At 38.3% G+C, this 25,454-nt stretch carries 23 protein-coding genes and 3 pseudogenes; 21 read left to right on the forward strand and 5 right to left on the reverse strand.

The genetic code is table 11. The features are described from left to right. Positions 1-26: 26 nt before the first annotated feature. From MKP09_RS13925 to MKP09_RS28890, 3 genes and pseudogenes are all read left to right on the forward strand, one after another. Positions 27-923 (forward strand): DinB family protein, encoded by an 897-nt coding sequence (locus MKP09_RS13925; protein ID WP_262915370.1) that lies wholly within the window; start codon positions 27-29, stop codon positions 921-923. Further along, positions 842-1,165, forward strand: coding sequence for an SUMF1/EgtB/PvdO family nonheme iron enzyme (locus MKP09_RS13930; protein WP_262915371.1), 324 nt, complete (start codon positions 842-844; stop codon positions 1,163-1,165). Before MKP09_RS13925 ends, MKP09_RS13930 begins: the two co-directional genes overlap by 82 nt. Before the next feature lie 164 nt (positions 1,166-1,329). Continuing rightward, positions 1,330-1,473 (forward strand): annotated as a pseudogene (locus tag MKP09_RS28890) (DUF427 domain-containing protein); the annotation flags it as partial. A 449-nt stretch (positions 1,474-1,922) separates the two neighbouring features. Here the strand turns inward: MKP09_RS28890 and MKP09_RS13940 are convergent. Together MKP09_RS13940 and MKP09_RS13945 are read right to left on the reverse strand one after the other, a co-directional pair. Next, positions 1,923-2,564, reverse strand: a complete 642-nt coding sequence (locus MKP09_RS13940) for a LacI family DNA-binding transcriptional regulator (RefSeq protein WP_240830595.1) — start codon at positions 2,562-2,564, stop codon at positions 1,923-1,925. Continuing rightward, positions 2,491-2,934, reverse strand: a complete 444-nt coding sequence (locus tag MKP09_RS13945) for a LacI family DNA-binding transcriptional regulator (protein ID WP_240830596.1) — start codon at positions 2,932-2,934, stop codon at positions 2,491-2,493. The genes MKP09_RS13940 and MKP09_RS13945 overlap by 74 nt, the downstream gene beginning before the upstream one ends. Before the next feature lie 657 nt (positions 2,935-3,591). On the opposite strand from MKP09_RS13945, the gene MKP09_RS13950 reads away from it, so the two are divergent. Further along, the gene (locus MKP09_RS13950) at positions 3,592-5,058 is read left to right on the forward strand and encodes a sodium:solute symporter family transporter (RefSeq protein ID WP_317235353.1); all 1,467 of its coding nucleotides are present in this window, start codon (positions 3,592-3,594) and stop codon (positions 5,056-5,058) included. A 117-nt stretch (positions 5,059-5,175) separates the two neighbouring features. Here the strand turns inward: MKP09_RS13950 and MKP09_RS13955 are convergent, their stop codons facing one another. Continuing rightward, positions 5,176-6,165 carry a GntR family transcriptional regulator gene (locus MKP09_RS13955; protein ID WP_240830597.1) on the reverse strand — a complete coding sequence of 330 codons (990 nt, stop codon included), beginning with the start codon at positions 6,163-6,165 and terminating at the stop codon, positions 5,176-5,178. Positions 6,166-6,360: 195 nt separating this feature from the next. Here MKP09_RS13955 and MKP09_RS28155 point away from each other — a divergent pair. The 15 genes and pseudogenes from MKP09_RS28155 to MKP09_RS26220 form a co-directional block, all read left to right on the forward strand. Then, positions 6,361-7,658 (forward strand): annotated as a pseudogene (locus MKP09_RS28155) (beta-L-arabinofuranosidase domain-containing protein); the annotation flags it as partial. 57 nt (positions 7,659-7,715) lie between these two features. Further along, the gene (locus MKP09_RS28160) at positions 7,716-8,048 is read left to right on the forward strand and encodes a hypothetical protein (RefSeq protein WP_394801077.1); all 333 of its coding nucleotides are present in this window, start codon (positions 7,716-7,718) and stop codon (positions 8,046-8,048) included. Then, positions 8,045-8,389 (forward strand): hypothetical protein, encoded by a 345-nt coding sequence (locus MKP09_RS28165; protein ID WP_394801066.1) that lies wholly within the window; start codon positions 8,045-8,047, stop codon positions 8,387-8,389. The genes MKP09_RS28160 and MKP09_RS28165 overlap by 4 nt, the downstream gene beginning before the upstream one ends. A gap of 366 nt (positions 8,390-8,755) precedes the next feature. Further along, positions 8,756-11,866, forward strand: a complete 3,111-nt coding sequence (locus tag MKP09_RS13965) for a SusC/RagA family TonB-linked outer membrane protein (RefSeq protein ID WP_240830598.1) — start codon at positions 8,756-8,758, stop codon at positions 11,864-11,866. Between the two features lie 15 nt (positions 11,867-11,881). After that, positions 11,882-12,268 carry a hypothetical protein gene (locus MKP09_RS13970; protein ID WP_240830599.1) on the forward strand — a complete coding sequence of 129 codons (387 nt, stop codon included), beginning with the start codon at positions 11,882-11,884 and terminating at the stop codon, positions 12,266-12,268. Between the two features lie 133 nt (positions 12,269-12,401). Next, positions 12,402-12,653, forward strand: a complete 252-nt coding sequence (locus MKP09_RS13975) for a hypothetical protein (RefSeq protein ID WP_240830600.1) — start codon at positions 12,402-12,404, stop codon at positions 12,651-12,653. An 83-nt stretch (positions 12,654-12,736) separates the two neighbouring features. After that, on the forward strand, positions 12,737-13,411 hold the full coding sequence (locus MKP09_RS13980; RefSeq protein WP_240830601.1) for a RagB/SusD family nutrient uptake outer membrane protein: 675 nt from the start codon (positions 12,737-12,739) through the stop codon (positions 13,409-13,411). 291 nt (positions 13,412-13,702) lie between these two features. After that, the gene (locus MKP09_RS13985) at positions 13,703-14,761 is read left to right on the forward strand and encodes a SusE domain-containing protein (RefSeq protein WP_240830602.1); all 1,059 of its coding nucleotides are present in this window, start codon (positions 13,703-13,705) and stop codon (positions 14,759-14,761) included. A 57-nt stretch (positions 14,762-14,818) separates the two neighbouring features. Next, the gene (locus tag MKP09_RS13990) at positions 14,819-16,018 is read left to right on the forward strand and encodes a glycoside hydrolase family 76 protein (RefSeq protein ID WP_240830603.1); all 1,200 of its coding nucleotides are present in this window, start codon (positions 14,819-14,821) and stop codon (positions 16,016-16,018) included. A gap of 194 nt (positions 16,019-16,212) precedes the next feature. Beyond that, the gene (locus MKP09_RS13995; protein ID WP_240830604.1) at positions 16,213-16,794 is read left to right on the forward strand and encodes a hypothetical protein; all 582 of its coding nucleotides are present in this window, start codon (positions 16,213-16,215) and stop codon (positions 16,792-16,794) included. 154 nt (positions 16,795-16,948) lie between these two features. Continuing rightward, a complete protein-coding gene (locus MKP09_RS26205) occupies positions 16,949-17,389 on the forward strand; it encodes a glycoside hydrolase family 92 protein (protein WP_262915372.1) in 441 nt (146 codons plus the stop codon). Positions 17,390-17,525: 136 nt separating this feature from the next. Continuing rightward, positions 17,526-18,361: pseudogene (locus MKP09_RS26210) on the forward strand (glycoside hydrolase domain-containing protein). 242 nt (positions 18,362-18,603) lie between these two features. Further along, positions 18,604-19,506, forward strand: a complete 903-nt coding sequence (locus MKP09_RS14005) for an ROK family protein (RefSeq protein WP_240830605.1) — start codon at positions 18,604-18,606, stop codon at positions 19,504-19,506. Between the two features lie 214 nt (positions 19,507-19,720). Beyond that, positions 19,721-19,990 carry a sulfatase-like hydrolase/transferase gene (locus MKP09_RS26215; protein WP_262915373.1) on the forward strand — a complete coding sequence of 90 codons (270 nt, stop codon included), beginning with the start codon at positions 19,721-19,723 and terminating at the stop codon, positions 19,988-19,990. Further along, on the forward strand, positions 19,960-21,156 hold the full coding sequence (locus MKP09_RS26220; protein ID WP_262915374.1) for a sulfatase/phosphatase domain-containing protein: 1,197 nt from the start codon (positions 19,960-19,962) through the stop codon (positions 21,154-21,156). The genes MKP09_RS26215 and MKP09_RS26220 overlap by 31 nt, the downstream gene beginning before the upstream one ends. Here the strand turns inward: MKP09_RS26220 and MKP09_RS14020 are convergent. Beyond that, positions 21,153-21,608: a GntR family transcriptional regulator gene (locus MKP09_RS14020; protein WP_240830606.1), complete on the reverse strand. Its 456-nt coding sequence runs from the start codon at positions 21,606-21,608 to the stop codon at positions 21,153-21,155. The two genes, MKP09_RS26220 and MKP09_RS14020, sit on opposite strands and share 4 nt — an antisense overlap. A 65-nt stretch (positions 21,609-21,673) precedes the next feature. Next, a complete protein-coding gene (locus MKP09_RS14025) occupies positions 21,674-21,889 on the reverse strand; it encodes a GntR family transcriptional regulator (protein ID WP_240830607.1) in 216 nt (71 codons plus the stop codon). A 333-nt stretch (positions 21,890-22,222) separates the two neighbouring features. On the opposite strand from MKP09_RS14025, the gene MKP09_RS14030 reads away from it, so the two are divergent. Both MKP09_RS14030 and MKP09_RS14035 read left to right on the forward strand, forming a co-directional pair. Next, positions 22,223-22,879, forward strand: a complete 657-nt coding sequence (locus tag MKP09_RS14030; protein ID WP_240830608.1) for a TonB-dependent receptor plug domain-containing protein — start codon at positions 22,223-22,225, stop codon at positions 22,877-22,879. A gap of 38 nt (positions 22,880-22,917) precedes the next feature. Further along, positions 22,918-25,281: a SusC/RagA family TonB-linked outer membrane protein gene (locus tag MKP09_RS14035; RefSeq protein ID WP_240830609.1), complete on the forward strand. Its 2,364-nt coding sequence runs from the start codon at positions 22,918-22,920 to the stop codon at positions 25,279-25,281. Positions 25,282-25,454 lie beyond the last annotated feature (173 nt).

Here is a 25,454-nt window from a genome sequence, read left to right on the forward strand (position 1 = left end):
TGTATTGCTTGATAAAAAATAATTAAATGCTTGATAAATTTTTAAGTGTCAGGGCACATTCCGAAACACTTTGTAAGCCATTATTGGTAGAAGATTATTCTGTTCAACCTATTGAGTTTGTGTCGCCACCTAAGTGGCATCTGGCACATACTACCTGGTTTTGGGAGGCCTTTGTACTGTCAAAATTTGCGACTGATTACAAAGTCTATCACGAAGATTTTTCTTATTTGTTCAACAGTTATTACAACAATGTCGGCAAGCGGGTGCTTCGCCCTCAAAGAGGATTGATGACAAGACCGCCTGTTGAGGAAGTATATGCTTTTCGCAATTATGTAAGCAAAGCTGTTGCAGAATTATTAGCGACAAAGCCTGATAAAAATATTTTGGACATTATAGAGATTGGTATCAATCACGAACAGCAGCACCAGGAGCTTTTGATTTATGATATCAAGTACATATTAGGCCACCAGCCTACTTTTACTGTTTATGATGTGGGATTTGAGACTAAAGCGGAAATCCATAAAGCTGATTTTATTAAGATAGATACGGGCGTGTATGAAATCGGGCATTCCGGTAATTCATTTTGTTTCGACAATGAATTTGGAAGACATAAAGTATATGTAGGGGACTTTGAAATTGCCAATAAACTCGTAACTAACGGCGAATATCTTGAGTTTATAAAGGCCGGCGGCTATCGGGATTTTAATTATTGGCATGATGAGGGGTGGGCCTGGATCAATGAACATGATATTGGAGCGCCGCTTTACTGGCACAATATTGAAAATGACTGGCATCATTACACTTTAAACGGATTGAAAAAATTGATACAGAAGCACCTGTTTTGCACATCAGTTATTATGAAGCCTTTGCTTATGCGCAATGGAAAGGATGCCGCTTGCCTACAGAGTTTGAATGGGAAGTAGCAAGCAGCCAATTCCACTGGGGGCAAGTTTGGGAATGGACAAATAGCGCTTATCTGGCTTATCCCGGCTTTACAAAGTCGCCCGGTGCATTGGGCGAGTACAACGGTAAATTTATGGTGAATCAAATGGTGTTAAGGGGAAGCTCGGTAGCAACGCCAGCAGCACATAGCAGGCATACGTACCGCAATTTCTTTCATCCTAATATGCGCTGGCAATACAGCGGCTTACGATTAGCAAAATAAGTAATTTATAATTTAAAATTTAAAAAAATGAAAGCAGTATTTAATGACGTGGTCATTGCAGAAAGTGACGAGACGATTTTATTGGAGGGCAACCATTATTTTCCTCCCAAAAGTTTGAAAAAGAATATTTCGTAGAAACCGATTACCACACTACCTGCCCCTGGAAAGGCCTGGCTTCTTATTACAGCATAAATGTAAATGGGGAAATTAGAGATCATGCTGGGTGGTATTATAAATCCCCATCCGAAGCAGCAAAGGAAATCAAAGACCATGTGGCATTTTGGAAAGGCGTAAAAGTTGAAGAATAAACCTACGGTATAATTATATAGTTATTATCATTTTCATTAGTCGATGTCGGTAAAATGGCAGATATCTGAAAAAAGAAAGTTATAGCATGATCGACTTGGACTGACTTTCTTCCTTACTATCACCATTCGTATATAGAGCTAACTTTGATCAACCTGATCTGTAATTATAGTAGTTGATTTGATTTTCTTTAGGCACATTTTTAATCTTTTTCCTAATTAGTGAGTAGTGAAAATTGAGACGCACAAATAAGGACAAAATCATTTCAATCCTTGTAAATTTCATTGAATTACAAGGATTTTTTTACCGATTATCAAATTGCATTAGAGTATAGCAATACCTTGACGACTAACTGGTGATAGTTATAGGTGCAAATGTTGCTATTGGTTAACCGTTTTGTGGTAGTATTTATTCAACATAATAGTGGTTCATATAAATAAATGCTTGTTATCTATTGAGTAGTCGATTTACGGATATTTAGCGAAGAGGAGAGTACCATCTTGTAATGGTCGGTAATATGTTTTTTCTTTTCAATCATGGTGATCAGTATTTCTGCAGCATGTTTGCCAATGTCGAATGCGGGTTGAGATATGGTTGTAAGGGAGGGGTTAAGCAGAGGTGCTGTTTCAAGCGTAGAAAAAGCAAGTACTTTAATGCGTTCAGGAATGGCGATGCCTTTCTCTGCACATACCAACAGTGTTTGTATAGCAAGTTTTTCTACAGAAGCTACGATGCCATCAATGCCTGGAAGCTTATCAAGAATTGAAACGATCTGGTCATAGATATCTCTGTCGTTGCTGCAATTAATAACAAATGGGTTAGTGGCGATTTTATTTTGAATTTTGCCAACCACATTTGCAAAGCCTGAAAAACGATTTTGACAGATAGCCAGAGCATCAGAGGTAGACAAAAAAACAGGGAACTTACATCCTTTTTCCAAAAGATGCCTGGCTGCAAGTTCTCCACATTCATAATCGTTTGTAACAACCTTAGGTGCCTCATATCCTTCCAACTCTCTGTCAAAAAACACAACGGGTATATTCTTGCTCTTCAAGTTTGAAATATGTGCTGTATCCCTGGTTTCGCTTGACACAGAAATTAGTACGCCATCTACCCGGCCACTGTTGCAATGGCTGATAGCTTTTTTTCAAGTTCAAAACTTTCATGCGAAAGATAGAATAACACGTGATAGTTTTTAACCAATGCCACTTCCTGAATGCCATTGATTGCAAGAGAAAAAAACTGTCTGCTACCTCAGGTAGAACTACTGCTATGGTTTTGCTGTGTTGTTTCCGCAGACTGCTGGCGTATGGATTAGGGGTGTAGTTCAGCTCATTGGCAAGGCTAACAATTTTCTTTTTAGTTGCGGCACTTATTTCGTAACTGTCTTTAAGTCCCTTTGAAACCGTGGCTATAGAAAGGCCCAATTGTTGCGCTAGTTCTCTAATAGTGATATTACCCATTAGCCTTTTTCTTTTTGTTCATTATTAGAAATAATCTTGTACAATCTACGAAAACGGTTTCGTAAATAAAGATTTTCGAAATAATAAAAGTTACAGTTAAAATAGTCACTTTTGAATTCAATTTTGAAAACGATTTGCATGAACTGATCAATCTACTGAGTGAGTGCTGTATGAGTAATGAGAAAACGAGTAAGATAAATTTTCCTTTCTGCCATATTCATTGTTAACAAAAAGCTTAATAAGAATAAATCAATAATTGCAGACAAAAGGCTGTTGTCCCTCGACGCCTTAAGAGATTTTGATATGTTTTGGATTGTCTTGATTAATTTTTTATCAACCTCCGAATTTATATTTGGCGACCTAACTAATTGGCTCAACGCAAGATGGTAGAATACGGTGCTTAGGTGGGTGTGGCACTCATTCAGTTTGCCGCGTTATATGGCTTATATGCGAAAGATATTTCTAAAATTGTAACGTATAAATTTTGTCAATGCATAAATTACTACTAGCTGATTATATTGTGTTCTTTGTGTACTTTATTGCAGTAGCTGCGTATGGGTATTATATATATAATAAGAAAAAGTCGGGTACTATGAGCTCTAATGACTTTTTTTAGCGGAGGGTTCGCTTACCTGGTGGGCCATTGGCGCATCGCTTATTGCATCGAATATCTCTGCAGAACATTTCATCGGTATGAGTGGGTCTGGTTTTGCTTTGGGTTTAGCTATTTCAAGTTATGAATGGATGTCTGCTGCAACACTTATTATAGTTGCAGTATTCATCATTCCATTATATCTGAAGAATAAGATCTTTACAATGCCTCAGTTTTTGGCCAGGCGATATAGCGATAAAGTGAGTACAATAATGGCAGTTTTTTGGCTTCTGGTATATGTATTTGTAAACCTCACTTCTATTATCTATCTGGGAGCATTGGCCATTTCTTCAATCTCGCCTGTTAGTTTTGAATGGAGCATCGTGGGACTAAGTGTATTCTCTGTTATTGTTACTTTGGGTGGTATGAAAGTGATTGGATATACCGACGTGATACAGGTATTTGTGCTATTGATTGGAGGACTGGTGACCACCTATCTTGCATTGTCATTACTGGCAGATAAATTTGGGTTGGATGGTAATATACTGGGCGCTCTGGGTGTATTGCGTCAAGAAGCGCCTGCCCATTTTAACATGATATTTGACAAAAGCAGCCCACATTATAAAGAGCTGCCGGGTATGTCGGTTTTGATTGGCGGTATGCTTATTAACAACCTGGCATACTGGGGTTGTAATCAATATATAGTTCAGCGTGCGTTGGGAGCCGATCTTAAAACAGCGCGGAACGGCATTTTGTTTGCTGCTTTTTTAAAGCTGCTGGTGCCGGTCATTGCTGTGCTGCCGGGTATAACCATGTATGTGATGCATCAGAATGGTATGTTTCAGCAGGAAATGAAAGATGCAGTAACGGGCGTCATTAAACCCGATCATGCTTATCCCACGTTGATGAATTTGCTGCCTGCCGGTTTAAAGGGAGTCGCTTTTGCCGCACTGACCGCAGCGGTTGTTGCATCGCTTGCTGGTAAAGCAAATAGTATTTCCACTATTTTTTCGTTAGATATTTACAGAAAGTATTTTGACAAGGATGCCTCTGACAAGAAAATCGTGAGGGTGGGCCGATGGGCTGTTGTTGTTTCCATGTTAATGGCAGCTATTGTAACCCCTGCCTTAAAATCGCTTGATCAGGCATATCAATTTATCCAGGAGTATGTGGGTTTTTTTTCTCCAGGTGTCTTAGCTATATTTTTATTAGGAATGTTCTGGAAACGCACCACAACTGCTGCTGCCTTGGCGGGGGCGTTGTTAACAATTCCATTATCCGCCATCCTTAAGTTTTTGCCAACATGGACTAACGGGGCTTTTCCCGACTATCCTTTTCTTGACCGTATGACCATTACGTTTTTTATCATAGCTATGCTTATGATTACGATAAGTTTACTGAAGCCGACAACTAATCAAAATGTAAATACTATTACGGTAGATAAACGCTGGTTTAATGTATCTACTGAATTTGTCATTGGCTCTATATTTATATGTGGCGTACTGATCGCTTTATACACGGTTTTTTGGTAGTGTTATCCATCGTTACCAGATACAAATATACTTAGGATGTTTAATAAGTGCTTGTGAACAAAGGGAGTAGTTGAAATTATAATCGTAATAAATAGCCCGGCAACACTTCGTCAATTGTTATAATGATCGTCTGATATCGAGCGTCCATGCATTTTCAATCGTTTCTACTTTTTTATTGTTAAGAATAGATGCCATCGTTTTTCCCATCTTTATAAAGTCTGTTGATAATGTGGTGATACCGCCAGATAAGATTTCTTTCAAGGGCGTGTTGTTGTAGGAGATAATACCGAATTCTTTGCCGGCAGCAAATTTTTGTTTATCAGCTTGTTTTAGCAGGTCTACCAAATCGCGATCACTGACAAGTATAAAAAGATCACCTTCTCTAATTTTTCTTCTATGTACTGAATTGATATATTTATGTTCCAACTTATAGTCCACGCAAAACTTCTGTAGCCCATTATATCTTTCGTAAGGTTCTTTTTCTTCATTTTGGACCATAAATATTCTTTTGTATTTAGTTACCTGGTTGGCAGCTGAACATAATGCTTCATACGTATCCTTTTCAAAATTCTGGGCTACTGAAGAGTATTTGCCTGTAAGTTCATTATGGTAATGATCTAATAAAAATACCCGGCCTTGTAAAGCTTGAAGTATTGGCTCAATACCTTGAAACTTACCGGGCATTATAACATAAGTTGTGTATTTACCATGGGCATCGTTTATTAAAGCTTCAAACACTTTTCGATTATAGTTATGAAAATACAGGTCTGCTGAGTCTGTCTTATCAAGGGCACCAATAAATGAATTGTAGAGATCCTGCTTGAAGTCAGTAAACTCATTAAATAATAAAAATATATTTTTCTTGGATGGCTTTCGTACAGATGAAATATAACCCACGCCTGGTGTCGATTCGATGATTCCTCTCGTTTTTAGATCTGTAATAGCAGCAAAAACAGTATCTCTTGACAAGTTGTATTTCTTCCTGAAATCGTTGATCGAAGGAATCCAGTCGCCTTTTTTAAGCTTGCCTGAATCTATTTGTTCAATGATAAAATTTATTATCTGTTTATATTTTGATTCATTTTTTTCATCAATACATCCTTTCATTTTTTAACTAAAATTGTAAAGATAAAATATATTTTTAACTGGTACGAACTGGTACGATATAGTTTGTATATTTGTTTTTTGCGATTGTAATACTTTTGTTGCTTAATAATCAAGTACTCCTAATAAATAATTGTCATGCGAAATACAATTCGGTTTTTTATATTAATAGCTACATGTTTTTCCTTTTCGTTATCAATGTCAGCGCAGGAAGTTGTTGACGATCCTATTCTGTTCCAGGAGCTAAAAGATGTAAAGATCACTGATGAGTTTTGGTTGCCTAAACTTAAACAGTGGAGTACAACTACTGCGAATGATGTGTTAGATAAATTTGAAGCAAAGCACATTAAAAATAGTGAAGAAGCACTACGTGAAAATGTGTTTGTGAACTTTGATGACGTAGCAAAAGGCAAGACCAACACAGGCCATCATGCAGGTCTTCCATGGTTTGATGGATTAGTATATGAGAGCATACGTGGCATTTCAGATCTTTTGCTATTATACCCGGATAAAGAATTGGAAAAAAGAATTGACGGTTATATTGATCGGATTTATGCGGCTCAACAGGTGGATCCAGACGGATATATAAATACCTATACACAATTAGTAGAACCTACACATAGATGGGGTGATAATGGTGGTATGCTGCGTTTTCAGCATGATGTTTATAATGCAGGAGTGCTGGTAGAAGCAGGTGTACATTATTATAAGGCAACAGGTAAAACAAGGCTTTTAGAAATAGCAACCCGATTTGCCAACTACATGTGTACATTGATGGGACCGGCGCCTAAAAGGAATATTATTCCTGCTCATTCGGGTCCTGAAGAAGCGTTGATAAAATTGTATTGGCTTTATAAAAATGATCCATCAATTAAGCAAAAGCTTCCATTTAAAATTGATGAACATAAGTATTATGACCTGGCTATCTTTTGGATAGAAAACCGGGGAAACAATAGTAAATATCCATTATGGCTTAGCTGGGGGAATGAAAAAGCTGAACAGTGGATAAAGGATGTAAAGTATAAGGAAGCCCCATTTGGTAAGAATTCCAGGCCATCTTGGGGAGACTATGCACAGGATTCCATTTCGGTTTTTAACCAGACATCTATTGAAGGACATGCTGTGCGTGCTACATTGCTTGGTACTGCTATAACTACGGCCGCGCTTGAGAATCGTTCTTCGAAATATATTAATACAGCAAGGCTGCTTTGGGATAATATGGATGGACGTAAAATGTTTATTACCGGTGGTGTTGGGGCTATTCATCATGATGAGAAATTTGGTCCCGATTACTACTTACCCACAGATGCTTACCTTGAAACCTGTGCTGCAGTAGGAGTAGGCTTTTTAGCCAACGCATGAACCAGCTTACGGGCAGCGGTAAGTATATGGATGAATTGGAACGTACACTTTATAACAGCATACTTACCGGCATATCTCTTTCGGGAAACAACTATACTTATCAAAATCCGCTGAATGCACATAAGCATGAAAGATGGGAATGGCATAGTTGTCCATGTTGCCCTCCGATGTTCCTTAAAATAATGTCTGCGATGCCTGGTTATATTTATGCAAAACAGCAGAGCAACGTTTATGTCAATCTTTATGTAAGTAGCGAAACAATCATTAAAACTGAAAATGATAATCAAATAAAGCTTGTTCAGCAAACAGATTATCCCTGGAAAGGAAAAATCAATATTAGTGTTGACCCAACAACAGATAAACCTTTTTCAATAAAGTTGCGCATACCAGGATGGGCTACTGGGAATGAAAATAATTATGGATTATATATTTCGAAACCTAGTGAAGAAATAAGCATTTCAGTCAATCAAATGCCGTATCCTGTAAATATTGTTGATGGATATGTGACATTAAAAAAGGTTTGAAAAAAGGGGATATAATTGAGCTTAACATACCCATGCAGCCAAGAATTATTACTGCTGATCAGCAGGTTAATGAATTGAAAGGGAAGGCTGCTATTGGTTTGGGGCCCGTTATATATTGTTTGGAGGAAGTTGATAATGCAGATATTGAGAATTTAAAATTAAATACCAACCAACAGTTTTCATCTAGTTACGATAAGAATTTGCTTAATGGCGTCAATATCATTTCTGGTAAAGGACTAAACAATAATGGCAGCCCCATTTCAATAAAAGCAGTTCCTTATTATGCTGCAGGCAATCGTACTAAAGGTGCGTATAAAGTATGGATTCCGATCGCAAAATAACCGGGCAAGTAACAATGCATAAGTTTTATTTTTTCGTATAAAAGTTTTTTTGAAATAAAAAAAGTTTCTATATTTGAAAAGCAAAAACGATTTTGCCATACTGGAATGACTTGCCGTTTTTCCGATAGAAATTATAATCGAACTATTGAAGCATCTAAGTCAAGAGTGGTTCAATAGAATATTGATTCATGTTTCAGTTTATAATAACTAAGTGAATTGTTCTTTGCAGAGTACAATAATGCTTATGGGTAATAATGTATTTACAAAATCAAAAGCTAATAGAATGATAATGAATAAATGCCGGTCTCCAGAATTGAAGTATAACCTGACAACTGTATATGCAAAAGAAAATAAACGATACTAAATATGACTGTAAAAATACTCAAACTAATAAGTATAAGCTACTTGCTGCTGGCCTTAATCGCAATTCCACCAGATGCTGCTGCGCAAATTAGCACACAACAACAATCGGAAATAACAGCAAATGGCTCTGTTATGAATGATAAAGGCGAGCCGCTTAATGGTGTTAGCGTGTCAGTAAAAGGAACCAATAAAGCTACCAGCACTAATAGCGATGGTGTTTTCTCTATTAAATGTAATGCAGGTGATACCTTATTGTTTTCTTACGTAGGATTTGTTGACATTGAAGTGGCAGCAAACGCTGCATCTCCTCATAATATTATCATGCAAACGGATACCAAGCTTATGGGAGAGGTGGTAGTAATAGGTTATGGTACCACCACGCGCAAAAATGTAATCGGGGCTATTGACCAAATTACTTCTAAGGCTATAGAAAACAGACCTGTGGCAAATCTTACTCAGGCGCTGCAGGGCGCATCTCCCAATCTTATTATTCAGCAACGAAGCATGAATCCGAATGATAATACACTCAATATTAATATTCGTGGTATTAAAACCACAACTAATAATACGCCGTTGGTTATTATTGATGGAGTGATCTCGGATGTTGGGAACATGAATAAACTAAATCCCAACGACGTTGCTAATATTTCTGTATTAAAAGATGCTGGTAGTGCGGCCATATACGGTTCGCGCTCGGCTAGCGGTGTTATATTAATTACTACCAAGCAGGGTGCTAAAAATTCCAAACCAAAAGTTCGGGTAGGTGGTTCGGTTGGCGTGCAAACTCCTGATATTTTGTATCAACCCTTAGACGGCTGGCAGAATGCGACAATGTTGAATGTAGCATTGGCTAATGGTGGAAAAACGCCTGCGTTTACACCTGCTCAGATACAAGATCTGAAAGACCAGGGCGATGCCGAATGGATGATGGATTACATATTTAAAGATGCTTTACAGCAGTCTTACGATGTCAGTATTTCTGGCGGTTCAGCTAATACTACTTACATGGTTTCTGGTGGTTATTATGATCAGAAGAGCAACTTTATTGGGCCAGGCTATGGTATTAAAAGGTATAACCTACGCAGTAAATTAACTACCGAATTTAAGAGACTTAAAGTAAATGTGATATTGGGCTACGCGAGAAATGATATAAAAGGTGATGAGGCCAATGGAGGATTTAAAATTGCCGATGCCAGCAGAACACCCAAATACTATTACAACGCCCCAAAAACCGCTGATGGTCGATACATCATCAGTTCTATTGGCGTTAATGCTGCTGCACCACTGGAATTAGGTGGATACAACAGACATAATAACGACTGGCTCAATATTAATACTTCCTTTGATTTTAAAATTACTAACGATTTAAAAGCGAGAGCATTGTTTGGTGCAGACATCACTAATAACTGGCGCTTTATAAGAAGGCTCGAGTTTCCACTTTATAACAGTCCCGAAGATACTGAACCGGCGCGCTTTGAGAATACAAATCGCGAAACAGAAAACTATGCTTTAAAAGGCGCATTCATCAATGCTCAGTTTTTGCTCGATTATAATAAGCAATTGGGTAAACATACTATTGCTGCATTGGCCGGTGTTTCTCAGGAAGTATTAACGAATCGTGGAATTGATGTGAAAACTTCTTTTACAGATCCGGATTTGGGAATTCCTATTTCCGATGGAGATGAAGAAACTATTTTTAATAATAGCAGGACCGAAGTAAACGGAACATTGAAACGTGTCATCCAGTCGGGGTTTGGCCGTTTAAATTATAATTATGATGATCGGTATTATGCTGAATTTACTATACGCGCTGACGGATCAAGCCGTTTCCCTGCAAATAACCGATGGGGAACATTTCCTTCTGTATCCTTGGGATGGCGGCTTTCAGAAGAATCATTTCTGGAATCTTATAGCCAGAATATAGGCGACTTAAAGCTGCGTGGTTCCTGGGGGATTTTAGGCAATCAGGAAATAGCAGACTTCCAGTATTTTACTACTTATACTGTCTACACGAACGCTGCTGGGTTTAACAATAATGGGGTATCGGGAACCGGTTTTCAGGGAGCAAGTCCTGATCTTAGATGGGAAAAAGTAAATACATCAAATATAGGACTGGATATGACGTTCCTAAAAAATGCATTAAGCGTTAACCTGGATTATTTCTATCAAAAAACGAACGATATTCTACGTAGGCTTGTGGTGCCAAGTGTTTACGGTACCCAACCGGGAGATATGAATATCGGCACTATGGAAAACCGTGGATGGGAAGCTACTATTAATTATCGTTTGCGAACATCGGCCTTTAACCACGCTTTCTCATTTAATATAGGAAACACACAGAATAAGGTAGTTGATTTAGGTTTTGAAGAAATCATCACAAGCGATAATATTGGATATATAACGCGTGCGGGTTTGCCAATAGGTGCTTACTATGGTTTGAAAACAGATGGCTTTTTTCAAAGTTATACCGATATAGAAAATGCTGCAATTCCCATTGGTGTAACACCGCAGCCTGGCGATGTTAAATTTGTAGATCGTAACGATGACGGCGTTATCGACGACCGCGATCGTTATTGTCTTGGCGATGCCTTTCCGCATTATACTTTTGGTTTTACCTATAACGTAGATTATAAAGGCTTTGACCTTTCCATGTTGATACAGGGTGTTGGAAGCCGCAAGCAATCACTACGCGGAGATATATATGTTCCTTTTCACCATGGCGCCTGGTATCCGGTAATGTTCAAACATCAGTTAGATACATGGACAACAACAAATACCGATGCAAGATATCCTCGTTTGTCTGACGATGCATCTTCTTCTTATTCTAATAACTGGGGCCGCGGCTCTGATATTTTTATATTGGATGGTAAATACCTCCGGCTTAAAAATCTTCAGTTAGGGTATACGCTTCCTGCAAACCTTGTGGAACGTATGGGAATAGGCAGTATAAGAGCATATGTTACTGCGCAGAACCTATTCACTCTTTCAAATAATTCCTTTATTGATCCTGAATCATCCGAGTTTGATAATAATATGCGTTCAAGTGGTGCAAATAGCGGACGCAATTACCCAACGCTTAAGTATTACGGCTTTGGTATTAACATGGAATTTTAAAACTAAACTTAAAAGATGAAAAAGCTATTATATATCATAACCGGATTTATCGGTATAATATCAGTCTACTCTTGTCAGAAGCTGGATATTGCGCCAATCGATCGTTTTACAGATGACAATTATTGGACAACTCCCGGAAGAGCCGAGTTGTTGTTAAACATGGCTTATAACCAAATGTATAATGCCGATATAATGTGGCGTGATGAATTTTTAAGCGACAATATGTTGCAAACCTATGGTGCCAGCGACACCAGAACGATAAGGCGGGGCGAAGCTACGCCGGCGTTAGGACTTTTTAACAGCGAGTGGGGACAGTCTTACGGAGGCATAAAAACTTGCCTGGTATTTTTAAACAATGTTGATAAAATTCCGAAAATGGACGAAGCGCTTAAAAAAGAATGATCGACGAAATTCGTTTCATTAAAGCGTTTGTATTTTTTCGAATGGTGAATTACTATGGCGATGTTCCTTTTTTAATGATGAAATATCATTAGACGACGCTTACACCGTTAAACGTACACCAAAGAGTGAAGTGATGGCTTTTATTCATTCCGAGTTAGACGATATTATGAATGCTGGAAATTTACCAAAAGCAAGTGACCTTGCTGAATCTGAAAGAGGCCGAATAACGATTGGCGCTGCCTGTGCATTTCAAGCGCGTGCCTATTTATATGAGAGCAATTATGCCAAGGTAAAAGAATATGCCGGGCGACTTATTAATGACCAGGCTACTTATGGAGAGTATCGTCTTTTTGAATATGCTGCAAAAAAGAAGAAAGCTATTTAAGGCTTTTTACGCCTGAGAATGAGTATAACGATGAAGTGATTCTGGATATTACGTATGTACCGAATCTGAAAACATGGTCGCAAATGAGTCAGATGGCGCCTATTAGCAAACGTGGCGAATTATCATCTCAAAATCCCACACAGGAATTGGTAGATTGTTACCTTACAATGAATGGCTTGCCAGTAAAGGGTGCGGAAATAGATCCTTCATACGTTGAGAACAATCCGTATGTAAATCGTGATCCGCGACTGACTGCAACTATTGTTTATGACAATTATAAATGGCTTAATAAAGATGGCACGACTAGTACGATACGTACAGCCAAAGGTTCTGGTACTGATGATGCTTATATAAGCGCCGTAGATCGCCAAACAAAAACAGGTTATTATGTGCGTAAATATTACGACTGGGATATGGTGGCTATGGCCGCAGGTCTTAATATAATAATGTTCAGATATGCCGATGTATTACTGATGTATGCAGAAGCTTGTAACGAACTGTCGAAAATAACACAACAGGAGTGGGACATGAGCATAAGGCCCATTCGCAGCAGAGCCGGTTTTGAAGCTGCACTGGCGCTCAACTATCCGGCTGCTAAGAACCAAGAAGAGATAAGACAGATTATTAGAAACGAACGTCGGGTTGAACTGGCGCTGGAAGGCTTAAGATGGTTTGATATTAAACGCTGGCAAATAGGCGAGCAGGTACTTAAAGGATTTATGCACGGTTTTAAATTTGGGGAACAGATGCCGGCATAGACGGCGGATATGTAAGAGTTGATGAGTTCAAGTTCAATAATAACCGTGATTATTATTGGTCGGTTCCGCTGGAACAAATTGATCTTAATAAAAATCTGCTTCCTAATAATCCGGGTTATTAAGTCATTAAAGTAATAACACTATCTATATAATAGAATTAATAATTCATTCGCAGGTTGGCGGATAAGTTCTAAAAACTAAAACAAAAAAATAACAGATGAATACAATAATCACCAAAATTCTTTTTCATGTTTCGCCATGTTTGTTATGGCCGGATGTGCTAAAAATGATATGGAATATAAAGACCCTAAGGTAACAGCAGTGGACGCGCTTTATGCACCATTAGAAAACCAAAAACTAACTTTAAGTACACAGACAGGCGCTAACATTCTTTTTCAATGGTCACCCAGTCATGCTCAGGATGGACAATTAGTTTCTTACGAAGTTGTTTTTTACAAAGAGTCTGATATGAACACACCCATTTATCGGATCGTATCTGATAATACTGGTAAAGAACTTTATGCGCACATCACTCATTTAGATATAAATAAAGCCTGTTCTGCAGCCGGTATCCCCACAGGCGAAACAGGAACTATTTATTGGTCTGTTGCTTCATGGAGAGGCATTAGTTCTGCGGTTTGTCCACAAAAAAACAAACTCACAGTTACGCGTCTTGAAGGTTTTGAAGTAATACCCGACAACGTTTATATAACGGGCGAAGCTACTGAAACAGGAAGTGATGTTGCAAAAGCGATAGTTATGCAAGAGCCCAGTGAAGGTAAATTTGAAGTATATACAAAGTTAAAAAACTCTGGTTCTTTCTCTTTTGTGGACAGGATTTCGGGCACACCCGAAAGGTATTATATTAATGCTGAAGGTAAATTGGCTGATGCCGATGGTGAAGAAACTTCAAGTGTAGATGATGAGGCCGTTTATAGAATAACACTGGACTTTACAAATAAAGGTGTAACCACTACTAAGATAACTAAGATGGGTGTTTTCTTTAGTCCGGAAAATAAAATAATCATCGATCTTCCTTATGTAGGATTAGGTGTTTGGTCAGGCACTGGCGTTGTTACATTCAGACAAGAGTCGTGGGGTAGGGATGAGCGCTATAAGCTTCAAATGGAAACATCCTCTGGTACTGCGCAGTTCGGAGCTTTAAATCCAACCGACAGCCGTCCGGCTGCCGATGCACCAGCTTCTTATTATTATCTGAAACTTCTTGATCGAACTACTCAGTGGGATGACAAGTGGAAATTTGGTGCAGAGATGGATGGTGCTAACGTTACTGTTTCTGTCAAGTTGCAAGGCGGCGCGCCATATACACATACTATAAAGAAAAATTAAATTTTGACTGATTGAAAGATGCAGGCTCTTACTGCATCTTTCTTAAAAAACAGGTATATGAATAGGAATAGATTGTTTTCATTAATCATGCTATTGACCATCGTGTCGTGTACCAAGTATGATGATGTTTATATGGAGGAAGAAACGATGGAGAGCGACTTTTACAAAGTTGACTGGGTGGCTGCTGCAGACAGTGCCACTACTTCATTTGTTGATAGATACTGGAACAAGGCAGAACATGTGTTTAATAATACATTCGAAGGGCAAATTGCCTGGAATGACTACTGGCCGGAAGCACACGGACTTGATGTTTTAGTAGACGCTTATTTAAGGACAAATAAAAATGAATACAAACAGGCCATCTACGACTTTTATGAAGGTGTAAGAAATAAAAATTGGTATAGTGATAATTGGGAAAACGAATATTATGATGATATGGGCTGGCATGGGCTGGCTCACCTTCGAGCATTGGAGGCTACAAACGACACAAGATATGAGCAATCTGCAAAGAATTTGTGGTCGTGGATAACGCAAGGCTGGACTGAATTTGATGGTGGCGGTATAGAATGGCGTAAAGAATCAGACGAGTTGGGTGAAGCAAAAGGGATTCCGGCAAACGGGCCTGCAGCAATAATTGCAGCCCGCAGGTATCAAAAATATCCTGATGAAATAAATGGTGGGTTGGATAACCTGGAATGGGCAAAAAGAATATACGACTGGATGAAATACAATCGCACTATATTATCATCAGGCCGCATCTTCGAAAATATTAATGACAAAAACAGTGATTACTCGTATGATGTAGGTACTTATTTAGGAGCAGCATTGGAGCTTTACAATATCACAAAAGACAAGGTTTATTTGGATGATGCAATTCGCATTACCAATTATCATATTACCCATAACATAAACGAAACCTATGGTGTAATGATCGATTGGGGCGAACAGGCCGGAAACGGCGGTGGCCACGATGTGAATTTGTTTAAAGGAATCTTTGTAAGATATTTTACTATTTTAATTCAGCAACCAGACTTGTCGAATGAAGATCGCGCGCGTTATATTGCGTTCTTAAAAAACAATGCACAATATTTGTGGATTGAAGGAACTCAAAAAACGCCTGCTATCAAGTTCAGTTATAGCTGGTGGAAAAATCCCGGGGATACTGAAACCTGGGGAGATTTGCGTGCTGCAATAAGCGCAGTTACTACAATTGAGGCTATGGCGTTATTGCAAAAAGAAGGATACATAAAAGAGTAATCTTATTCAATTAACATAATTGAGTATTTACTTTGATGTATTATAAGAAAACTACAGATATTCGCAAATGCGTTTTCTGCGAAAATTTGCAAAAAAAAATCAGCGATTTATCAGCGGGAAAATTTCATTAAGCTCTAAGGTTTAGACAACTTCAATATTATAGTTCCTCTATAACCATTTCGAAAAAAAAAATTATGTTTAGAAAAGCCATTTATTTTTTCGCAGGATTATTAGCAACTTCTGCAACTTTATGTTCTGCGCAAAAACAAGGCGCCAATTTAACAGACTTTGTAAATCCATTTATTGGAACAACGACGCTTTGGGACAGTATTGATCTTGGTTACAAACCTACACGCCGCGCATGGGGCGCAGAAGCCTATCCGGGGGCTTCTCTGCCTAACTCGATGGTTCAGGTTACACCAGTAACAATGTGGCGAAGTGGTTCCGGATATCAATATGAAGATACAGTTGTTTACGCTTTTGCCCACACAAGTAAGGGACATTGGAATCTTTGTTACGTACCGTTGATTGCTGTTAGTGGAGATGTTAATCCGAAAACTTACTATTCTTCTTATAAACACACCAAGGAATCTGCCAGCCCGGGTTATTACCAGGTTTATTTAGAAAAATATGGAATCAATGCGGAAGTGACATCTACCTTAAGATGTGCTTTTCATAAATACACTTATGATAATGGAAAGAACAAAAAAATCCTCGCCGATCTGGCGCGCTCTAATGAACGCGTGAATGACTGGAAAATAAAAAAGCGACGATAATTCTTTTAGTGGTTATCAGAAAACAGGAAGCCCCTTTTATTTTTATGCGGTAACAAATCATAAAATAAAAAATGTTGAAGCGCTCAAAGATGGAGATGCAGAAGTAAGTATCGTCAACTTATTAGACAACAAAAATGCAGCTGATCCATTAGAAATGAAAGTTGGATTTTCTTATGTGAGTATCGAAAATGCTAAGAAAAATCTTGAAGTCGAAATGTTATCTAAAAATTTTGATCAGGTTAAAAATGAAGCAACAGAGAAGTGGAACATCTTGTTGTCAAAAATAAAAGTAACCGGAGGTACTGCAGATCAAAAGCAAACTTTTTATTCAACTTTCTATCGATCATTTTTATGGCCAATTTTATTGAGTGATGAGAACGGAGAATTTAGGAATGCAAAAGGCGATATTATTAATAAAGGATTTAAATATTACAGCGATCCTTCTTTTTGGGATGACTACCGTAATAAGTTGATCCTGCTTGGTATGATCTCACCAGATGTTGCTGCCGATGTTATAAAATCCATAACCGATCGTGGTGAGATAAAAGGTTTTATGCCAACTTTTTTCATGGAGATCACGCTTCGGCTTTTGTAGCAGGCAGTTATTTGCGTGGCATAAAAGATTTTGATGTGCAGAAAGCATATAGTTGCTTCTTAATAATGCCTTTGTTGATGGTAAAGGGGGACGGCCACATTTAAAAGAATATATGGAACGTGGCTGGATATCGGAGATGGATGTGGAAAACCCTAAACTGGAAACGGTTGCCAAAGCCGCGGTAACAAAAACCCAGGAATACTCTTACGATGATTATGCTACTGCACTACTTGCAAAAGAATTGGGCGATAAAGACAACTATGCAAAGCTGATGAAGCGAACCGACAGCTATAAAAATCTTTTTGATCCTGCTACTCAATTAATGAGGGGGCGCTTAGCAAACGGGCAATGGATCACGCCATTCAATCCTGAGCAGCCGTATTTTGAATATATGTATCGAGAAGCAAATGGCTGGCAATCTACTTTTTTGCCCCGCACGATCCGAAAGGGTTTATAGCGCTTTATCCAAGCAAAGAAGCTTTCGAGAAAAAACTAGACTCATTGTTTACCATTCCATGGAAAGGTTACGAGGCACACAATCTTACCACTTTTATTGGCCAATATTGCCATGGAAATCAACCTGGCCATAGCTCTCCTTATTTGTATTATTTTATTAACAAACAGGAGAAGGCTCAAAATTTATTGAACAAAATATTGAATCATTATTATCGTATGGGCCCGGAAAGACTGGCTTATTCAGGAATGGATGATGCAGGTGAAATGTCTTCCTGGTACACATTGAATGCGCTGGGTTTATACACTTATTCGCCGGCTGATCCTGAATACCTGGTAACGGTACCTTTATTTGATAAGGTTGTATTTGATTTAAGCGGAACAAAGTTTACCGTTTTGAAGAAAGGAAAAGGCGAGAAAATTACAAATATTACTTACGGAGGAAAGAAGATAGATGGCTATTTTATTCAGCATAAGCAACTGCAACAAGGTAAAGAACTTATTATTACAACCAACTAAGCTAAGCAACTTCGACAAAATAACTAACCACATAGGAACATAGAACATCAGGAATGAAAAAGGAAACATAATTGCACATAATCGTTTAATAGCCTGATACTATGGTCCGCCTTTGGCGGAATCTATATACCCTTAAGCGTAGCAAATACTATGTCTCTATTTGGTTAAAAGAGGAAATTATTTGTCAATCTTACTAATTTGTGTTTAAATACTTTCTAAACCTGAAATATAAAAATAGACTGATGAATATCTGGGGCATTGATTTAGGCGGAACAAAAATAGAATGTGTTGTATTAAACGATCAAAATCTTGGAGTAATAGCGCGTCAGAGACTTCCGACAGAAGCCGACAAAGGTTATGATCACATTCTGTTTCAAATAAAAAAACTGATCAACCGTGTTGCTGATCAATTGGATGAAAGCCCTGACCGTATTGGTTTTGCAACACCAGGAGTATTAGAGCCTGCTACTCAAACCATGAAAAACTGTAACACTACATGCATGAACGGTCGGACGATGCAGAAAGATCTGGAAGCGCTATTGAAAATTCCTGTTCGTATTGCCAATGATGCCAATTGTTTCGCATTAGCTGAAACAAGAATGGGTGCAGGAAGAAAACATCAAAATGCAGAAGTGGTGTTTGGTATCATCATGGGAACGGGAGTTGGTGGTGGTTTAATAGTACATCAAAAAATTATTAAAGGACACCACGGCATCGGTGGCGAGTGGGGGCATAACATCTTAGATGAAAACGGGCCGCAATGTTATTGTGGTAAACGCGGTTGTGTTGAAACTGTAATTTCTGGACCTGCGTTGGAAAAGGCTTATGAGAATTTTACAGGAACTCATCTTAAGCTGAATGAAATACTGCAAAGACATTTGGAAAGAATTGATGCCCATGCTACAACTATTATAGATCATCTGTTAGAAAACTATGGCAAAGCTTTATCCACACTTATAAATGTGATTGACCCCGACCTGATCATTATAGGAGGAGGCGTTGGCAACATGGATTTGCTGTATACCGAAGGCTATGAACGCATTAAAAAATACATTTTTAATAATGGTATTTTAACTACTCCAATTTGTAAGCCTGAATTAGGCGACAGCGCAGGTGTTTTCGGTGCGGCATTGCTTTGGGAATAATTTTCTTAACTGCTTATTGAGAATCCCAATTTTTTCGTTCAAGTAAAATTATTAGACATCGACAAACTTTATTTTCCTATTTTTATGTTCAAATGTATGTACATATGAAAACTGGAAAATTTCGATGGCTATTTTACTTCGTTATACTTTTGATAACCTTTATTCTTAATATCCAGTCAGCGCAGGCGCAAAAAAGACCAAGCCTAATATTATTTTGATCGTATCAGATGATCATTCATATAAAGCTATCAGCGCATACGACAATAAATTAATTCAAACACCAAACATTGATAGAATAGGAAATGAAGGCGTAATAATGGATAAGGCTTTTGTCACCAATTCAGTATGCAGTCCAAGCCGCGCCGTTATTTTAACTGGTAAGTATTCGCATGTAAATGGGTTAAAAGATAATGGAACTTTTTTAATGGCGACCAGGAAACGCTGCCTAAAATATTGCAAAGAAATGGTTACAAAACAGCGTTAATAGGGAAGTGGCATCTTTGGTCAGATCCAACCGGTTTTGATTACTGGAATATTCTTCCGGCACAAGGCCATTATTATAATCCGCCATTTATTAAAATGGGAAAAGATACTGCATATAAAGGTTATGTTACGGATGTTATAACGGATCTTTCTTTGCAGTGGATCGAACAAAATAAAGACAATCCATTTTGTTTGATGCTATTTCATAAAGCGCCTCATCGCAATTGGATGCCGCCAATTCATTACCTGGATTCTTTTCAGAATGTGCAATATGGATTACCATCAAATTTTTATGATGATTATGAAGGAAGAGAAGCTTTACAGCGGCAGCATATTACTGTTGCAGAAAATTTAGATATACGATACGATAGTAAAATTCCTTGTGCTAATTGTCCGGTTACAAAAATCAACGATTGGGCGCCGGCAGAATTTCAAAGGGAAATAGAAAGGCTAACACCGCATGAAAAAGAAGTGTGGGATAAAAATTATTATAAGGACAGCATCACATTTTCAAAACTGAAAACCAAAGATCAGCTGGTTCGATTCCAGTTTCAGCGTTATATGGAAGACTACTTGAGATGCGTAAAATCGGTAGATGATAATGTTGGGCGTGTTCTGGATTATTTAAAGAAGCAAAAATTGGATAGCAATACAATTGTCGTTTATATGTCCGATCAAGGCTTTTATTTGGGTGAGCACGGCTTATATGATAAACGGTTTATGTATGAAGAATCTTTTAGAACTCCAATGCTGATCCGTTATCCTTCGGGCATTCAGAAACACAGTCGCATCAGTGCTTTTACGCTTAATCTGGATATAGCGCCTACTCTTCTGAGCTGGGCTTCCATTCCCATTCCTAAAGATATGCAAGGTGTATCCATGAAGCCGTTAATCGAAAAAGGTGGTGATGCTTCGTGGAGAAAAGAAATATATTATCATTATTATGAACTGTCGTTTGGGTTGACAAAGCATTATGGTATTCGTACCGACAGGTACAAGCTTATACATTTTTATGGTGATATAGATTCATGGGAATTATATGATTTGAAAAAAGATCCACACGAAATGCATAATCTTTATAACAATGCAGCAATGACTTCTACGGTAAGCGATCTAAAAAATCGTTTATACAAATTGGCAGCTTATTATAAAGACAATACTCTTTAAGAAGGGTCTCTTCTGCTTTCAACTGTATAGACAAATGAGTCTGCTTTATAGTAGCCAAGATTATATTCAATAGGTCGTTCTCCCTGGTCGTACACGAAGCGTTTTCTAAAAAGAATGGGTTCTCCTGTTTGAATTTCAAGTTTATCAGCGATAAGTTTTGATGCCGGTTTAGCACTTATCTCTTCTTTGGAAAGCGTTGCCACAATGTGATGAACGGATTCGAGCATCTCATATAGCGGCCGATTAAAATCTTCATCTCCTGTCATTTCAACACGTGGATGAAAGTAAGATATAAAATAAACAAAAGGAGCATCAGTGCGGCCTCGTAAACGCTCCAGCTTTAATACTTTTTTGTCCATTGAGATCTGAAAAAAATTAGCGATTGTTTCATCTGGCGATTCCCAGCTTAAATGCAATTCATAATTTTTAATGGGTATTCCACGCGCCTGCATTTCCTGCGAAAAGCTTAGCCAATTGTTCGACTTTGAGCTAACCGTTGCTTCAGCTACTTTGGTGCCTACACCTTTTTTCTAAGGAGCAGTCCTTCATATACAAGTTTATTTAACGCCTGCCTCAACGTCGTTCTTGAAATTGCAAGTTGCTTCGCAAGGTCAACCTCGTTTGGCAAAAATTTGCCATTAATGTATTCCGGCTTTTTAATTAAGTCACGCAGCAATTTTTCTGCTTGCAAGTGAAGAGGTATATGATTTTTATGATCAAGTGAAAGTTTCATTTTGATTTTTTACAAAAATAATTATTTTGCTAAACAATTAAATGTACATATGTTTGTACATATAGATTGATTTAACAATAACGATGAAATTGTTTTATGAAATGAGCCAAAAACATTTTGCATGCCCGCAAATACAATTTGGCGAATTCCATCTGACCATTAAAAAGAAAAAAATAGACAGATGAAAAAAGCCCTCAACTGAACTCAAAAGCCGGGCATCCTCGTCGGCTTATTAAAAACGATTGTCTGCTATGTTCCGGTAATGCTTCCAAAGAGCACACTTGGATTCAATGGAACGCACTTCGAAAGATAGTGTCATACATGTTGCTATTTATGTCAGTATTTCTTTTGGGTCAATCCGGCGCAAACGCTCAAACTACAAATGGACAAGTTATTCGAGAAGATGGTCGTCCGGTAGCAAACGCTTCAGTACTTGTTAAAGAAAGCAACGCAGGTAATATTACTGATACGATGGGCTACTTTTCAGTACCAGCACAAATCGGTCAACATTTGGTGATCAGCCGGGTTGGTTACCAAACTACAGAAATACTGATACAATCAGCTGATTCGTTACTTGTGCATCTTAGCAGCACTAATAACTCCTTAGAAGATATTGTGGTAATTGGTTATGGAACTCAGAAAAAAGCCACACTTACCGGTGCGGTTTCTTCTATAACAGGTAAAGAAGTGGTAACAACAAAAAATGAAAATCTTCAAAACATGCTTACCGGTAAAGTTCCGGGATTAAGAGTAGTACAAAATAGTAGTGAGCCTGGTAGTTTTGATAATGCTTTTGATATTCGGGGACTTGGATCGCCATTAGTGGTGATTGATGGAGTGCCTCGAAACAATATAACACGCATAAATCCTGCTGATGTTGAATCTATTTCCGTATTGAAGGATGCTTCTGCCGCGATATATGGAGTGCGCGCGGCTAATGGTGTGGTTTTGATCACTACTAAGAAAGGAAAAAAGGAGCGGTACAGCTAACCTATAATGGTACGTATGGCTTGCAGTTCGCTTCAAGATTGCCAAAGCCTGTTGGCATTTTTGATTATATGACATTAGTGAATGAGCAAAGAATGCATAATATAAATGGCGGCACACCACTATATACCGAAGAAGATTTTGAAGCCTATCGCAATGGAACTAAGATCGCTGCTAATTGGCAGGATGCGATCATCAGGAAGTCAGCGCCTTTTACACAACACGATATCAGCGCAACTGGCGGAACTGATCGTTCTTCGTATTTTATTTCTTTAGGTTATACATCGCAAGATGCATTCTTTAAAAGTGATGATGTTGATTATAAACGTTATAATATCCGTTCAAATGTTAGCTCAAAGATCACGGACGATTTAACATTCGATCTGAATTTAAATGCGATAATGGATCGGAAGAATCAACCTTATATATCTCCGTGGTATGTGTTTAGAAGTCTTTGGTATCAACCGCCTATTCAAAATATTTATGCTAATAACAATCCTGAATATTTTAATAATGTGCCAAGTAATCTTAATGGTGTAGCACACGCCAGTTCTGATGTTAATGGGTATATGATCCAAACCAATAAATGGTTTCAATCATCTGCAAGCCTTACGTATCAACTTCCTTTAGAAGGGTTAAGTTTAAAAGGGCTTTACAGTTATGACTTTAATGATAATAACAACAAGGTCTATATGAAGTCATACAACCTGTATAATTATGATGCCAGCACTGATACTTACAATCCTGTTCCTCAGCAAACACCTTCAACTATCAGAAGAGATTATGCCGAATTTCCTGCTACTTTATTGCAGGCATCTTTAAACTATAATCGTTCGTTTGCCAACAAACATAATCTTACAGCATTGTTGTTATATGAAAGAGGTGTGCGCAGTGGTGATAATTTTTTTGCGCAACGTGAATTAGCGCTTCCTGTAGATCAGCTATTAGCTGGTATCAGCACTAATCAGCAGGGAGGTACCAACGCCGGTAATTTATATAAGACCATCAATGCTTCGTGGGTAGGGAGGCTGGCTTATGATTTTAAAGGAAAATATTTGGCAGAATTTTCATTCAGAGAAGATGGATCGTCAAAGTTTGCTCCGGAGCAACAATGGGGTTTTTTCCCGGCAGGCTTTTTGGCCTGGCGTATTTCGGAGGAATCCTTCTTTAAAAACAGCAATGCTTTATCGTTCATTAATAGCTTAAAGTTTAGAGGGTCGTATGGAGAGATGGGTGACGAAAATGCATCAAACTATCAGTTTGTTAGCGGTTATACATACCCGGTTTCGGGAAATGCAACTTCACTGCCTGGCGGTTCTGTATTTGATGGTGTCTTTGTGAATGGTGCGCAAGGTAAAGGTCTTGCTAACCCGTTGCTATCCTGGTACAAATCGAAAATGTTCAATGTTGGTATGGATTTGCAGGCATGGCGTGGATTGTTAGGTTTGACTGTTGAATATTTTGATCGGGAACGTACAGGACTTTTAGCAACTCGTGCACTTACTTTGCCAGAAGAAGTAGGTGTTGGTTTACCGCAGGAAAACCTTAATGGCGATCGCGCACGCGGTTTTGAATTTGAAATCACGCACGATAATCATATCGGCAGCTTTAACTATAATGTTCGCGGGGTGTTTGGCTACACACGCACAATGAACACAACACAAGTATCAGCACGTGCTGGTAATTCCTATCTAAATTGGAACAATAGCAATTATACACAAGATAGATGGAACAATATTTATTGGGGATATGGATCACCCGGCCAGTTTCAATCTTATAACGATATAGCCAATAATCCTTTCTTCGTGCCCCGCAACACTGTTGTAGGTGATTATATTTATGAAGACTGGAATGGTGATGGGCAAATCAGCACGCAGGATAATCATCCTATTGCCATGGCAGGTTTGCCATTGGTCACTTATGGCTTTACTTTAGGAGGCTCGTATAAGGGCATTGATTTGAATATGACCTGGAGCGGTGCTGGTAAAGTTTATGTATCTTATTTTGAACAATTAAATACTCCACTTTGGGCTGGTGGCGGAGCTTTGGAACAGTTTATGGATAGGTGGCATCCTGCTGATCCAACAGCCGATCCTTACGATCCTAATACTGCCTGGGTGCCTGGGAATTATGCATACACAGGTACGATACCTTATACAAATACACTTGCCAATGCTTCTAATGCAGCATACTTAAGACTTAAGACGGTAGAGCTTGGGTATACACTTTCTAAAAAGTTCTTCAAAGGGAATGGTTTGAAAGGTTTAAGGCTGTATGCAAATGGATACAATCCTATAACCTTTACGAAGCTCAAGTATCTGGATCCGGAACATCCATCAAGCCAGTTTGGATACCTGTATCCGATAGATGTTAAACTCACATTTGGTTTAAATATTCAATTTTAAAAAAGTCGCATCTGATTATATAACGATAAAAAGAAACAGATGAAAAATTATATTTTAGGTTTATTGCTCTCGGCGCTATGTTACTTATCGGCTTGTGAAAAGCTGGATGCACCACCGCTAAACGTAATACAGGATAGAGATATTTTTAATAGTGAAGCTGGAATAACCGCTTA

The sequence above is a fragment of the Paraniabella ginsengisoli genome, from assembly GCF_022513635.1.
GTDB classification, from domain to species: Bacteria; Bacteroidota; Bacteroidia; order Chitinophagales; family Chitinophagaceae; genus Niabella; species Niabella ginsengisoli.

What these genes read in the sequence shown, in the direction of transcription:
- MKP09_RS13955 (WP_240830597.1), bottom strand. Translation starts at nt 6,165, where the DNA reads ATGAAAGGATGTATTGATGAAAAAAATGAATCAAAATATAAACAGATA.
- MKP09_RS13980 (WP_240830601.1), top strand. Translation starts at nt 12,737, where the DNA reads ATGAGTCAGATGGCGCCTATTAGCAAACGTGGCGAATTATCATCTCAA.
- MKP09_RS14020 (WP_240830606.1), bottom strand. Translation starts at nt 21,608, where the DNA reads ATGCAGGCGCGTGGAATACCCATTAAAAATTATGAATTGCATTTAAGC.
- MKP09_RS13995 (WP_240830604.1), top strand. Translation starts at nt 16,213, where the DNA reads ATGTTTAGAAAAGCCATTTATTTTTTCGCAGGATTATTAGCAACTTCT.
- MKP09_RS13985 (WP_240830602.1), top strand. Translation starts at nt 13,703, where the DNA reads ATGGAATATAAAGACCCTAAGGTAACAGCAGTGGACGCGCTTTATGCA.
- MKP09_RS26205 (WP_262915372.1), top strand. Translation starts at nt 16,949, where the DNA reads ATGAAAGTTGGATTTTCTTATGTGAGTATCGAAAATGCTAAGAAAAAT.
- MKP09_RS14005 (WP_240830605.1), top strand. Translation starts at nt 18,604, where the DNA reads ATGAATATCTGGGGCATTGATTTAGGCGGAACAAAAATAGAATGTGTT.
- MKP09_RS28160 (WP_394801077.1), top strand. Translation starts at nt 7,716, where the DNA reads ATGCCTGGTTATATTTATGCAAAACAGCAGAGCAACGTTTATGTCAAT.
- MKP09_RS14025 (WP_240830607.1), bottom strand. Translation starts at nt 21,889, where the DNA reads ATGAAACTTTCACTTGATCATAAAAATCATATACCTCTTCACTTGCAA.
- MKP09_RS13945 (WP_240830596.1), bottom strand. Translation starts at nt 2,934, where the DNA reads ATGGGTAATATCACTATTAGAGAACTAGCGCAACAATTGGGCCTTTCT.
- MKP09_RS13925 (WP_262915370.1), top strand. Translation starts at nt 27, where the DNA reads ATGCTTGATAAATTTTTAAGTGTCAGGGCACATTCCGAAACACTTTGT.
- MKP09_RS14030 (WP_240830608.1), top strand. Translation starts at nt 22,223, where the DNA reads ATGTCAGTATTTCTTTTGGGTCAATCCGGCGCAAACGCTCAAACTACA.
- MKP09_RS13965 (WP_240830598.1), top strand. Translation starts at nt 8,756, where the DNA reads ATGACTGTAAAAATACTCAAACTAATAAGTATAAGCTACTTGCTGCTG.
- MKP09_RS13970 (WP_240830599.1), top strand. Translation starts at nt 11,882, where the DNA reads ATGAAAAAGCTATTATATATCATAACCGGATTTATCGGTATAATATCA.
- MKP09_RS13975 (WP_240830600.1), top strand. Translation starts at nt 12,402, where the DNA reads ATGGCTTTTATTCATTCCGAGTTAGACGATATTATGAATGCTGGAAAT.
- MKP09_RS13990 (WP_240830603.1), top strand. Translation starts at nt 14,819, where the DNA reads ATGAATAGGAATAGATTGTTTTCATTAATCATGCTATTGACCATCGTG.